This is a genomic window from Wolbachia endosymbiont (group B) of Eucosma cana, from assembly GCF_947250645.1.
In the GTDB taxonomy this organism is placed as follows: domain Bacteria; phylum Pseudomonadota; class Alphaproteobacteria; order Rickettsiales; family Anaplasmataceae; genus Wolbachia.
The window spans coordinates 394,380-406,861 of the sequence record NZ_OX366334.1 but is presented as its reverse complement, the minus strand read 5'-3'; the positions used below and the strand labels follow the sequence as shown (position 1 = coordinate 406,861).

16 protein-coding genes and 1 pseudogene are annotated in these 12,482 nt (G+C 33.8%); 5 read left to right on the top strand and 12 right to left on the bottom strand.

The features are described 5' to 3' along the window. Positions 1–19: 19 nt before the first annotated feature. From OOK99_RS02000 to OOK99_RS01955, 10 genes and pseudogenes are all read right to left on the bottom strand, one after another. Positions 20–244: a hypothetical protein gene (locus OOK99_RS02000; RefSeq protein ID WP_264719392.1), complete on the bottom strand. Its 225-nt coding sequence runs from the start codon at positions 242–244 to the stop codon at positions 20–22. Between the two features lie 141 nt (positions 245–385). Next, complete coding sequence (locus OOK99_RS01995) at positions 386–814, bottom strand: ankyrin repeat domain-containing protein (protein ID WP_319803424.1); 429 nt, start codon at positions 812–814, stop codon at positions 386–388. Between the two features lie 145 nt (positions 815–959). Continuing rightward, on the bottom strand, positions 960–1,925 hold the full coding sequence (locus OOK99_RS01990) for a phage late control D family protein (RefSeq protein WP_264719393.1): 966 nt from the start codon (positions 1,923–1,925) through the stop codon (positions 960–962). Next, the gene (locus OOK99_RS01985; protein ID WP_406719336.1) at positions 1,922–2,131 is read right to left on the bottom strand and encodes a tail protein X; all 210 of its coding nucleotides are present in this window, start codon (positions 2,129–2,131) and stop codon (positions 1,922–1,924) included. The genes OOK99_RS01990 and OOK99_RS01985 overlap by 4 nt, the downstream gene beginning before the upstream one ends. Beyond that, positions 2,128–2,475, bottom strand: coding sequence for a phage tail protein (locus OOK99_RS01980; protein WP_264719396.1), 348 nt, complete (start codon positions 2,473–2,475; stop codon positions 2,128–2,130). The genes OOK99_RS01985 and OOK99_RS01980 overlap by 4 nt, the downstream gene beginning before the upstream one ends. Further along, positions 2,475–4,760: a phage tail tape measure protein gene (locus tag OOK99_RS01975; RefSeq protein WP_264719398.1), complete on the bottom strand. Its 2,286-nt coding sequence runs from the start codon at positions 4,758–4,760 to the stop codon at positions 2,475–2,477. Before OOK99_RS01975 ends, OOK99_RS01980 begins: the two co-directional genes overlap by 1 nt. Continuing rightward, positions 4,742–4,873, bottom strand: coding sequence for a hypothetical protein (locus OOK99_RS01970; protein ID WP_017532594.1), 132 nt, complete (start codon positions 4,871–4,873; stop codon positions 4,742–4,744). Before OOK99_RS01970 ends, OOK99_RS01975 begins: the two co-directional genes overlap by 19 nt. Then, on the bottom strand, positions 4,870–5,127 hold the full coding sequence (locus tag OOK99_RS01965) for a phage tail assembly protein (RefSeq protein WP_017532593.1): 258 nt from the start codon (positions 5,125–5,127) through the stop codon (positions 4,870–4,872). The genes OOK99_RS01970 and OOK99_RS01965 overlap by 4 nt, the downstream gene beginning before the upstream one ends. A gap of 133 nt (positions 5,128–5,260) precedes the next feature. Then, a complete protein-coding gene (locus tag OOK99_RS01960; protein ID WP_264720016.1) occupies positions 5,261–6,220 on the bottom strand; it encodes an Rpn family recombination-promoting nuclease/putative transposase in 960 nt (319 codons plus the stop codon). A gap of 95 nt (positions 6,221–6,315) precedes the next feature. Then, positions 6,316–6,423: pseudogene (locus OOK99_RS01955) on the bottom strand (phage major tail tube protein); the annotation flags it as partial. A gap of 82 nt (positions 6,424–6,505) precedes the next feature. Here OOK99_RS01955 and OOK99_RS01950 point away from each other — a divergent pair. Then, positions 6,506–7,517, top strand: a protein-coding gene (locus OOK99_RS01950; RefSeq protein WP_264719384.1) for an IS630 family transposase whose coding sequence is annotated in 2 segments (ribosomal slippage) — positions 6,506–6,967 and positions 6,969–7,517 — 1,011 coding nt in all. Because the reading frame shifts where the segments join, the coding sequence is not laid out codon by codon here. On the opposite strand, the gene OOK99_RS01945 is transcribed toward OOK99_RS01950, so the two are convergent. Further along, positions 7,474–7,929: a phage major tail tube protein gene (locus tag OOK99_RS01945; protein WP_264720014.1), complete on the bottom strand. Its 456-nt coding sequence runs from the start codon at positions 7,927–7,929 to the stop codon at positions 7,474–7,476. The two genes, OOK99_RS01950 and OOK99_RS01945, sit on opposite strands and share 44 nt — an antisense overlap. A gap of 28 nt (positions 7,930–7,957) precedes the next feature. Next, on the bottom strand, positions 7,958–9,007 hold the full coding sequence (locus OOK99_RS01940; RefSeq protein WP_264720222.1) for a phage tail sheath subtilisin-like domain-containing protein: 1,050 nt from the start codon (positions 9,005–9,007) through the stop codon (positions 7,958–7,960). Positions 9,008–9,042: 35 nt separating this feature from the next. Between OOK99_RS01940 and OOK99_RS01935 the strand changes: the two genes are divergently transcribed. The 4 genes from OOK99_RS01935 to OOK99_RS01920 all read left to right on the top strand — a co-directional run bounded on the left by OOK99_RS01935 (position 9,043) and on the right by OOK99_RS01920 (position 12,444). Beyond that, positions 9,043–10,157 (top strand): IS3-like element ISWpi17 family transposase gene (locus OOK99_RS01935; RefSeq protein ID WP_214303219.1). Its coding sequence is split into 2 segments (ribosomal slippage): positions 9,043–9,316 and positions 9,316–10,157, totalling 1,116 coding nucleotides; the frame shifts between segments, so codons are not numbered across the junction. Between the two features lie 133 nt (positions 10,158–10,290). Next, positions 10,291–10,722 (top strand): DUF2924 domain-containing protein, encoded by a 432-nt coding sequence (locus OOK99_RS01930; RefSeq protein WP_264720013.1) that lies wholly within the window; start codon positions 10,291–10,293, stop codon positions 10,720–10,722. 10 nt (positions 10,723–10,732) lie between these two features. Next, complete coding sequence (locus OOK99_RS01925) at positions 10,733–12,220, top strand: recombinase family protein (protein ID WP_264720010.1); 1,488 nt, start codon at positions 10,733–10,735, stop codon at positions 12,218–12,220. Between the two features lie 65 nt (positions 12,221–12,285). Continuing rightward, positions 12,286–12,444 (top strand): hypothetical protein, encoded by a 159-nt coding sequence (locus OOK99_RS01920; RefSeq protein ID WP_167471216.1) that lies wholly within the window; start codon positions 12,286–12,288, stop codon positions 12,442–12,444. Positions 12,445–12,482 lie beyond the last annotated feature (38 nt).

The window sequence follows — 12,482 nt, the reverse complement described above, 5'->3', positions numbered from 1 at the left end:
GTGAATTTGGGTAAAGGTATTAAGATTTAATTTTTCCGCTTAGAACGTGTAATTTAAACTCATCCAATTCCTCAGAAAGATTTTTTACCCTTTCCTCAAGTACTAACACTTTTTCCATTAAACCATATTCAATAAGTTTATCGTGAAATTGTACCCTTGAGTCTAGCTTGGATAACCACCATATAAATGCTACTGTTTGTATTAATATGGTAATAATTACTGTAATTGGGATTTTTTTTAGCATATTTTTTACTGGTTATAAAATAATTGCAAATTACTGATAAAAGAAGAAATATGTTCAGTTTCTATATTTTGCTGTGGTAGTCACTATTTGAATTCGTATTGCTCTTCTGCAGATCCTTATGACTCCAATATATCTTTGATCTTATTTGCTATTTTTTAGCGAGCCTTCTGCATTGGAAAGTAGTTTTATTACTTCTCTGTATTGCTTGTTTTTATCTTTATTACGTTCTTCTGATATTACAGCCATGCTTCTAGGTGTTCTTCCATCTTTAGCTACAGCACTAGGATCTGCTCCTTTGTCTAATAAAAATTTAACAATTTCCAAACGTCCTTGATCTGCAGCATAATGCAGCGGTGTCCATCGCTCGTATCCGTCAGAAGCACTTACATCAGCTCCTTTTTGTACTAGAAACTTCACGACTTCTAAACAACCTGCCTCTGAAGCATAATGTAATGCTGTTAATTTAGGAACCTGCACATTAACATCTAATAGATTTTCTACCAAAAATTTTACAACCTCTAAGTTACAATTTTCAGAAGCAATTTGTAGTACTGTTTTATAATTACTCACAGCTTTACTCTTTGTATAACAACATGTAACGACAACACATATAACTGTTATCATCAGCCATAGAAAATTTATCTTAATGTTCTTACTTATTTTGTTCATGTCTAACATTTTTTTAGAATTAAATAACCATTTGCTTAAGTTTCACTTAAACAGCTTTGCTCACTGTTGCTTCTACTATAGTTTGATATCCTCTGTTATTCAGAATATGTTCTGCCTTGCTAATTACCCATTCACCTTCAATTTCCTGACAAAATCCTGAAAGGCTGATCTTAGCTTCTGCAAATAATTCTGGATTACCAGGAACAGTTACATTTAAATTTGATGTACTACGTTTTAGTTGTTTTAACTTAGCTGCTGCTGCACTAATTGCTGATTCTGCGGTAGAGTAAAGCGTTTGCAGGGTATAACTTGGACCCTCATTTCCCACTTTCTCTTCTATAGTTTCTCCCTTTTCATAACTGTGCCATTTTGCAATAAAAGATCTATATTTGTTACGCACATTAAAATTTACCTCCCAATTTATAATATCTTTAGGTGTAAGTACTGTTGTACCTAACATCTTTCCAGTCGCTGATCTTGCTTCTCCCTTCGGAATAAAAATTATATATCCTCCTGCTGGTTTTACTAGTGCATCATATTTTTTGCCTAATCCTTCCAAAAAACTCATGTCGCTTTCATCTGCTTGAATGGTATGTGGTATAAATATATTTTCAAATCTTTCAGCGACTTTACCTTCATACCCATGTTCTTGTGCTATTTCTTTAATCAAATCTCCCAAGGTAATGTCTTTCCATTCCTTTGATTTTCTTTCCTTTAATGATCCTCTTAAACTTGCAGCGTCACATTTTATTCTTAAAGTTTGTGGTGGACTTTGTATTGTAATTTGATTTGCCTTATATACCCCCATAGGTAATAAACCTGTTTCTTTATATCCTAGAAAAACCTGTAAATTACCCTTAAGTTCTAAAGCGCTAGAGCTATAATTAATGCATATCTCAGCTTCGTCACTTGTAGTACCGGATCCATCAGTTACACGTAGTGATATTAAACTCTTTTTTAAAACCTCTGTTACTGGGTTATTTTTTGCTACTATATCAAAATCTGGTGTCATTCATCTAAAATATTTATAACAGATTCTTTCAATATTCTCTGAATTTTAGGAAGCTTAATTTTTAATCCAGCGGGCAAAAAACTTCCATGTTCTACAAGTCCTGGATTTTTAAGCAATACTTCCTCCACTGCTCCACTACTGTATCCATAATGTTTCCAGCAAATGTAATCCAACATTTCGTTTTCTTTCGTGTAATAATAAATCACTTACTGTAACTTTTTAACTTCAAAATAAACTCAACTTTTCTCGGTTTTCCATCAGGAAAAAATAATATCTGTTTTTCTTCTACATTAATAATGACAAAATTCCCAAGTATATTTCCTGAATTATCAACTAGAACGTGTGGTTCTTGAGTGTTACGTATATTTTTTAGCTGTTCTAAGCCATTACTCTGATAATGTGGATAAATCACTCCTGTCAGATCAATACATTCAATTCCTGAGCCAATGTTTTGTAGCGACGTTTTTTCAATACATTCAATTGTATACCACCTTTTTTCTTTACTGTATCTTAGGCTTATTGGTTCAAGCTTACATTTTCCAAGCAACATCAATGTAACTCTTCAACTATATCAAAAAGTGCCCCACGTGCTTGTTCTCTAAATCGTTCTATTACTGCATCAGCAACGCTGCGGACATCTTCAGACTTAATGTTGATATTAAACGTTTGATAGAATGCTTGGTTATATACTTTAGATTCCCTATTTTCATATCTACTTTTCTTGAATGCTTTCTCAATTTCTTCTTGTTCCATAGCTCTTTTTTCTTCTATAACACCTTTAACTTTAAAACTCTCAAAATTGCCTTTACTATTTTCTGAAAATTGTTTAATAGCACTATTACTTGTCAATGGGTTTCCGTTACTGAAAATGCTATTTTTAGAAAGCCTATTAACAACATTTCCATTATTTTCAAATTTTCTAATCGGGCTATTCTCAGCAAATATGCTACTAACTGTATTTCTCATCCATGAAAAAGCTTTTCCTATAGGTTCAATGAGTGATTTCCAAAAGCTAGAGAAAAAGTCTTTCACTTTTTGCCAGTTAGTGAGAACATAAGCTGCACCAGAAACAAGACTCGCTATTAAAAGTCCAATTGGGTTAGTCATTACAGCTAGTGTTATTGCTCTTAGCCCTGTTATTACTGCAGGAAAAACTATACTTGATAAAGATGAAAATGTTGTCAGTATTGTTGCTTTAAGACCAAAAATTGTACTTCCTAATAAAGTAATTCCATAGCCTAATCCCACTACTAAGACTTTCAAACTTATCAAAGCTGCTAAAGTACTCATGATTGCCGTAGTTAAAGTTGGATATTTTTCTGCAAAAGAAGCTATACGCTCTGTTATTGCTTTCAAACTTCCAGCTACATAATTTAAAGTAGGCAACATTACTGACCCTAGATTCATGCCAGCTTCAAATACTGCATTTTTAAGTAATTGTAATTTATTAGCTGTAGTATTTGCCCGATTGTTAAATTCGTCCTGCATTGAAGCGTTATATTTTTCTTTATCAGCTAAATGTTCAATAGCTTTCTTGTAAATGTCTAAGCTTCCTACTAAAAGAGCAATGTCATCTTGAAACCCAGAGCCAAACAAATTCATAAGAATACCAGCACGCTCTTGATCGTCTATTCTTTTTAAAGTTTCAAGGAATTGCAATATTGCCTCTTGAGGATTTTTTTTAATAGTTTGTTCGAGCTCTTCTATACTTGTTCCCATCTCATCTAATGCATCGTGAAATTCAGGACTTTGCTCTCTTGCGGTCTGTAGTTTACTAAGAAAGTTATTTATAGCAGTTGCTGCTTTTTCAGGTTGTTTACCTAAACTTATGAATGCACTTGCTAAGCTACTTGCTTGATCAATTTCTAAACCAAACTGTTTAGCATTACCACCAATTCTATTCAGTGTAAGAACCATTTCCTTTGCTTTGGCAGCAGTATTATCTGAAAGATGGTTTATTATGTTACCTACATTTTCCATACCATCAACTTTAATTCCATAGACATTGGATATTTTTGCAATAGCATTACCAGCTTCTTCTGCCGACATATCAAACGCTGTGGTCATTTTGGCAACTACTGTTGTAAACTTCATAAGATCATTTTTGTCAATACCAAGTTGACCACCGCTTGCAGCTATTTGTGCTAATTCTGCAGCTGACAAAGGTATTTCACGAGATAACTTTTTGAGCTCTTGAGCAAATTTACTAGCTTCATTTTTTTTACTATCAAACCTTACTACTTTCTTTACATCAGCCATGGCCGATTCAAAATCAATAGCAACTTTAATTGGCGCTGCAAGCGAAAGACCTAGTCCAATAGTCTCTATAATTTGTGACTTAAAATGTGCTTTGCTTGCTAAAAAACTTTGGTGACTACGTATTGCAGATCCAAGCTTACCATACTTGCCTTTCAGCGCTTCAATGGACGAGCCAAGTTTATATTGGTCGCTTACTAATGACTTAATATTTCTTCCACTTTTTCTTACTTCTTCATTAAATGAATGCAAAGCATCTCTCTTTTTCAAATATGCTTCTTTTGCTTTTATTGCGGAGGTTTTGGCCTTGTCAAATTCTGCTTTTAAAGTTTTGCTTGGTTTCTCTATTGCTTTCATTTGTTTAGCTAAAGATTTTACTTGATCTTCAAAGCCCTTCCACGACCCCCTGCTAGTCAAAACATCACTACCCAACTGCTTAAATTTTGATACTGATTTTAAAGATGAATCAAGCTTTCTTATATTCTCACCAAGACGAGTAAGTTGACTGCTACTTCCTTTTATTACAGTATTAAAACTGCCATCTAAGACTGCTCCGATTTTTATAGATAACGTTGACATTTAGACCTCTTTGCTGTTTCTTCCCATAAGATAAATTCGTTAAATTCCATATCAAGAATGTGCTCAACTCCACCACCTATGATAGAGCTAAGCACGAGTACTTCTAATCTCAAGTTTTTTGGATAATTGGTGAAAAAAAATCCTTTAATACCTCTTGAATTTTCACATAATCAGCAATATCTAACTCTTCAATTGCTTCTTTTGCAACTGATGTCAGGTTGGCAGTCAAAGTCACTTCCTTATTTAGGTCACTACCATTAATGCGTTCTATTGCCAAATAGTCTCTAACTTTTGGACGTCTAATGGTAAGTTCTGAAACAGAAATTCCATCAACTGTTATTGGGTTATTAAGTGTTATAGCTTGCATGTTCCTCCTTAAAAAGTTAATTAAATAAAAGTCTATATCGGCTTTTACATAACTAATTTTTTTTACTATAGTTTTTGTGTTTGATTAACGATCCTTCATACTAAATTTCTCAATATAAAGATGATAGTAGGGTTTATTTTTCCTCAACTTGAATTAATTCTTGAACTTCATCGACAGAAAGACCTGTACACTTGACAATAGTGCTAATATCAACATTATTAGTCAACATCGCTTTTGCAACTTCAATCTTTCCTTCAATCTTTCCTTCAATCTTTCCTTCAATCTTTCCTTCAATCTTTCCTTCAATCTTTCCTTCAATCTTTCCTTCAATCTTTCCTTCAATCTTTCCTTCTTTTTTGGCATCATCAAGTTTTTGAGCAAGGACAGCCTGTTCATCACGAATACGCTTGGTCTCCTGTTCATATGCTATAAACTCTTTTTCTGACCAGTTAAACCTGTTTAGCTCTTCGTACGCTTTTTTGATTATTACGTCACTTCCTGTTATTCTTTCCAATTCTTCTTCACTTGTTTCATCAGCGTACTTAAAAAAATACACCCACTTCTCAACTATATTTGAAAGCTGATCTTCTTTAGTTTTGGAAAATTTAGGCAGTTCAATAAATACAAAGTAAAAATCTTTTAGATCATGTTCATTAGTATCTTCATCCCGAATGGTGTGTTTTGATTTATACTCAGACTTATCCGGAAATAGTATACAGTCTGCTATAGCAATAAAGATAATTTCCTTAAGGTCATGGTATTGATCACCTTTATCTGCTTGTCTTGAATAGGCTTTAGCAGCGTAATATTGGGCACGTTTTTCAAAGCCTTTGGTTTTAGCAACCTGCATCTCAATTATCCATTGTACTCCTGTTGAATCTTTACATAGCACATCAACAATACTTTGCTTTTTAGCGGCAATTTCGGGATCTTGAATAGTACTTAAAAACTCTATATCCTGTATTGCATTTTTGCCAGTAAAGCTCAAAATATCATTGAGGAAGTGAATGAGGATGTCTTTATTCTTTTCTGTACCAAAGATACGGCGAAATGCTATATCATTTTTAGGGTCGAGAAATTTAGATAAAGCCATAGCACAAATGCTTAAAAAACATTAATAATTATACAGTATTATCAGTAATTTTTCAATAAAAAAGTGGTTATATGAAAAGGCATCCATCTATTCCATTAAATCCCTAAAATCGTTTGCAGCAAGGCCATTTGATCAACACCGTTAATCTTACGGATCATGTTCTCAGCATCGATTTCTATTAATTCATTACTACCGATAGTAATACCAATTCCCGTTACACGGGAAACAGATAGACAATAATGGAAGAAAAGCCATAATGAAATAAGTGAAATAGTTTAGGTATAAATGGCACTCAGATCAAAATTATTGGATGAAGAAGTAGTAAAATCAGCAAAAGAGATGCTGAAGAAAGTAAGGAATAATGCATATGTTTCAAAAAAACTAAACGCTGTAATTGCAGCAAAAAAGTACAGTATAACGTCTGTAGCAAAAATATATTGCATTTCAAGAAAGGCACTAACTTCGTGGATAAAACTCTTGAAATTTGGCAGAGAAGAAAAACTGTTTGCTCCTCGATCACGCCGAAGAAAAACTAAATTAAATCAGGCTCAACTACAGCAAATTGAAGCATGGATAGAAGAAAACCCTAATATTACCATTAAAGAAATGAGAATAAGAATACAGGAAAAGTTCGACTTAAATATTAGCAAATCTACAGTACACCGCCATATGCAAAAGATGAAATTTTCATATATTACACCAAGACCAGTACACAACGTACAAGATAAAAGTAAACAAGAGGAATTCAAAAAAAAATCTCAATGAAGTTATTGGAAAGTATCCTGAAAAAGAGCTATTTTTCTTTGATGAATCAAGGTTTGGCACACATTCGAAAGTTGGGCATGGATGGTTTAAAAAAGGTACTAGAACTCGGGTTAAAATAAAGTTAGGTAGGCATAATTTTTATCTCTACAGTGCAGTTAATCCTAAAAATGGAGAGAGTTTTAGCTTATTTGCACCAAATGTTAACACTGATTGCATGAATATATTTCTTGAGCAAATGTTGCAATATCTAGGGACAAGAGAAGCTGTTCTTGTTATGGACTGTGCTAGTTGGCATAAGTCAAAAAATTTAAAGGTACCTAAAAACATTGAGATTATATACCTACCTCCATATTCACCTGAACTTAATCCTGTTGAGAGGCTTTGGTTATATATAAAACAGAACATTTTGCGCAATAAAATATACAGTACTATTGCTTTGCTTGAGAGCACTTTATGCAAATTTCTTACCTCTCTTGCTACTTCTACAATTAAACAACTCTGCTCTGTTTCCTATTTGACTCCACAACAATGAGAATTGGTATAAGTTTATAGTAATGAGCAGCTACAGTACACTTCAGCGTTGCTTTTTCAGCAGGTTTCCAGCTACCAAAATCAAATTCTCTGAATATGCCCCTAAGGTTGATTATTACTCCTTCAATATCGTTACTACCACTCCCTTGCATTCCACCTCTGAGTGTCAAAGCTACTGAATTTCCATTTATCAACCCAAATAGCCGAAAGAGTTCTGTATCGTATTCAGAAAAAGTGAAATCTGCTTCAAGCTTTTCCATGCCCATATCAATATTTACTGGAATATCCATACCACCAGCTCTATATTCTTCAGTTTTTATGGTAAGCTTTGGCAGCGTAATTTCATCTATTTTTCCTGCATAACCCCGACCATCTACGAACACATTAAAATTCTTTAAAATCTTTGGTAGCATCTTTCTTCCTTTTTTCCCTTAATAAAATTTACGATATTTCACTATTCACCAGCCGTGAACGAAAAGTAATCTGTTCTGCTGGATATGGTGGTGTAAACTCAAAATCAAAGTATACTTTTCCACTTGCAATATTTGCTGGTGTGTTTAATTCTGAAGTTGCATAACATTTTCCACTGATAATCGCTCCTTGCGCTTTTAAATTGGCCAAATAAGAATTCACCCCCTCAATCACATCATCTATGTAAGTTTTGGTGATATTTCGATCAACTGCCCAGAGATGAGCTCGCAGCAGACTATCGTTAATTAAATCTGCAGTTCTTCTCACTGATAGAAAAGCCCATTTCGAATCGTTTGAACATGTTCTATTTCCCCAAAGCCTATAGCCATTTTGATGAATTATCGTTGTTACTTCATTTTCATTCAAGTGGTTTGCTCTACAATTTGTATTACCGAGCGTAAAATCAATAGGCCTGCTTGTTCCAACAATACCATTTATCTCTTTATTTGAAGGTGAGTGCCAAAATCCTTGTTCGCTATCTACTTTTGCTATTAAACCAGCTACAAATGGGCTTGCTGGCAAGATTTCTTCTTCAATAAGTACCTTCACCCATGGATCAACTACGTAAACTCTTGAGCTGCCTACACTTTTTCTCCATTTTATTGCTTCTTCATCATTAGTATTTGGTCCATCTGCTACTATTATGCTTCTCAGCTTTTCTGCTATAGGAATTAATGCTGCAACCACTGGATTTTTGCCATCTTCTGGTAGTTGGTGAGTAAATTGAGGTGCAATTAATATTCTTGGAGCAACATGAACTATGCTTTCACTACTGAGGAATGCCTCTATCCCTTGATACTCTCCAGTCTCTTTATCAACACCGCCAATTATATTTTTCAGCGTCTCTTCTTCTTTTAATTTTGGATTGATGTTTTCACTCTCTTCAACTCTAATTACTATAACTGTTGCACCAATTTGGGTAAATACTCCAGTTATTGCTGAAAAAAGAGTTCCCTTTTTGCCAAGTTTTGCCGCTTCTTTAAAGTATAATGCACCCCATAAACTAGACCAAAAAAAAATGGTTGATCCGAGTAGGAAGGTAAAGGGGTAAAAGTATGGCAACAAAAAAATATGAACCAGAGTTAAAAGCAAAGATAGCTTTGGAAGCAATAAAAAATCAAAAAAGCACAGCTGAGATATGTAGTGAATATAAAATACCATCAACAAATCTATATGATTGGCGTGATAGAGTATTGGCAAGGTTAAAAGACCTATTTGTTGAAGAAAGTGAAAGTGCGAGAAAACAAAGAATCTTAGCGCAAGAAATAGAAAGTTTACATAAAGTAATAGGAGAATTGACAGTGGAAAATAGCTATTTGAAAAAAAAATTACTGAAATAAGCAAAAAAGATAGAGTAAGGTTTATAGAAAAAGATTCTGATCTGTCAATTAGGAAACAGGCTGATTTATTGGGGATTTGCAGATCTAGCCTATATTATAGGCCTATAATTAATAACGAAAGTGAAGTAGCAAATTTGATTCAAGAAGTATATTTGGCTTCTGATTGCCGTTATGGATATCGTAAAATTACTGCTGAAATCATAGCGAGTGGAGTAGTAGTCAATCACAAAAAAATCTTAAGAATTATGAAAAAAATGAAGATTAGTGGGCTGTATTGTAGAAAAAGATGTAATACAAGTATTAAAGAAAAAAAGCATAAAATATATCCTTATTTACTCAAAGATTTGATTATTTGTAGAGTTAATCAGGTATGGGCTACTGATATAACATATATTATGGTAGAAGGTAAGTTTATCTATTTTGTGGCAATAATGGACTTGTATAGTCGCTATATTATTGCTCATTCATTATCACCATATCTCGATGCTGGATTTTGCCTTTATACTCTCAAAGAAGCTCTAAAACAAGGTAAACCTGAGATTTTTAATAGTGATCAGGGGGTGCAGTTTACTAGCTACAACTTTATTATGGAATTAGAGCGTGCTAATATTAAAATCAGTATGGACCATAAAGGACGTTGCTTCGACAATATATTTGTTGAGCGCTTATGGAGAACTTTAAAGCAAGAAGCTATATATTATTATAGACCAAATAGTATCAGAGATTTAAATCTTATAATAAATGATTTTGTTGCTTGGTATAACTATAGAAGGCGACATCAGACTCTACATTATAAAGTTCCTGCTGATCTTTATTATCATAAACAGTAAATGAATATATTGATAAATACTTTAAATGTGTGTCGACGTATTTATCAACATATTCATTTTAAAAATCGGATCACTTTGAAAAAAATGGTCTAGACAAATGGGTGCATTATACCTTCTATGAGAGGCTGAAAATATGGAAAGAGAAACAGAAAAGAAAGTAATGAATTTAGAGAGAAAACCTTTGGATGAGCTGAGAAAAACGTGGAAGAAGGTATTTGGGAAAGAAGCGCCTAGATACTCAAAGAAATATCTGATACCAAGATTAGCTTATAGAATGCAGGAAAAAGCGTATGGAGAAATGTCAAGAAAAGGAGCAAAAAGACTGGAGTATCTGGCAGATCGGCTAGAGAAGGGAAAAAGAATAAGTAGTGACAAACTTCCAGTAGCAGGAACAGAGCTAATATTAGAGAGAGGAGAAGAGACGCATGCGGTAATGGTAACAGATAAGGGTTTAATCTACAAAGAAGAGTTTTATACATCATTGTCAGCAGTGGCAGGAAAAATAATGGGAATGAGCTACAACGGACCTTTATTATTTGGGATGCGTGATAAAAATGAAAATTGAAGAGAATAAAATGCTAAAAGAAGTAAGGTGTGCGATATATACAAGAAAATCAAATGAGGATGGACTAGAACAAAAGTTTAATAGTCTTGATGCGCAACGTGTAGCATGTGAAAAATATATAAAAAGCCGAGAAGGATGGGTAGCATTGGTAAAAAGGTATGATGATTGCGGATATTCAGGGAAAAATTTAGAAAGACCAGCAATAAAGGAATTATTTGAAGATGTAAAAACAGGAGAAGTAGATTGTGTAGTAGTATATACGCTAGATAGGCTATCAAGAGAAACAAAAGACAGCATTGAAGTAACGTCATTTTTTAGAAGGCACCGAGTAAATTTTGTAGCAGTAACACAAATATTTGACAATAATACGCCAATGGGAAAATTTGTACAAACGGTATTGTCAGGAGCAGCACAACTAGAAAGAGAAATGATCGTAGAAAGGGTAAAAAATAAAATAGCAACATCAAAGGAGCAGGGATTGTGGATGGGGGGAACTTTGCCGCTTGGATATGATGTAAAAGATAAAGAATTAATAATAAATGAAAAAGAAGCGAAAATAGTAAGGCACATATTTGAAAGATATTTGGAGCTAAAATCAATGGCAGAATTGGCAAGGGAGCTAAATAGTCAAGGTTACAGAACAAAATCAGATATCTTTAAAAAAGCGACGGTAAGGAGAATAATAACAAATCCAATATATATGGGAAAAATAAGGCATTATGAGAAAGAGTATGAGGGAAAGCATGAAGCAATAATAAAAGAGGAAAAATGGCAAAAAGCGCAGGAATTGATAAGGAATCAACCATATAGAAAAGCAAAATATGAGGAAGCATTGCTTAGGGGAATAATTAAGTGCAAGAGCTGTAGTGTAAATATGACGCTGACATACTCAAAAAAAGAAAATAAAAGGTACCGATATTACGTATGCAACAATCATTTAAGGGGAAAAGGTTGTGGATCAGAAAACCGAAATGTAATAGCAGGAGAAGTAGAAAAAGAAGTGATGAAGAAAGCTGAACAGCTATATGAAAATTGGAAAGAAAAGACCGAAGAAAAATGGAAAAATTTAAGTTTTGGAAAACAGGAGGAAGTAGTAAGGAACTTAATAAGTGGGGTAATGGTAAGAGACGATGGAATAGAGGTGAGTTCAGAGGATAAGGTGGAGTTTATAGCAATAAAGAAGAAAGTAAGCAAATGTACAGTAATTGAACCAGAAGGAAAAACAAACAATGCGTTACTCAAAGCAGTGGTAAGAGCCCATCTATGGAAACAGCAACTAGAGAAAGGGAAATATAGAAGTGTGAAAGAGCTGAGTGCCAAAATTAATATAGGTACAAGACGTATACAGCAAATTTTAAGGTTAAATTATTTAGCACCAAAAATTAAAGAAGATATAGTAAATGGGAGACAGCCAAGGGGTTTGAAGTTAGTTGATTTAAGAGAAATACCGATGCTGTGGAGTGAGCAACTGGAGAAATTTTATGGATTAGCGGCGTAATTATACCGTTTATAAAAACAACAAAAGGAGAGAAACTATGAAAACACCAAAACTATTGAAAGGTATTGCTGAGAAATAAGAAAGGTAGCCAAATTGCTGCTACTGCAGTTGATATAGAGGAATCAAGGACCTCTGATGTACCAAGAGATCTTGAGGTAAAAGAACAAACTAATGCTGAAAAAGCTACAGGAATCGACACTCAATTATACAAAATATCAATATAAATGATGAAGATTTTAGCATATCAAATGCAATAGTGGTA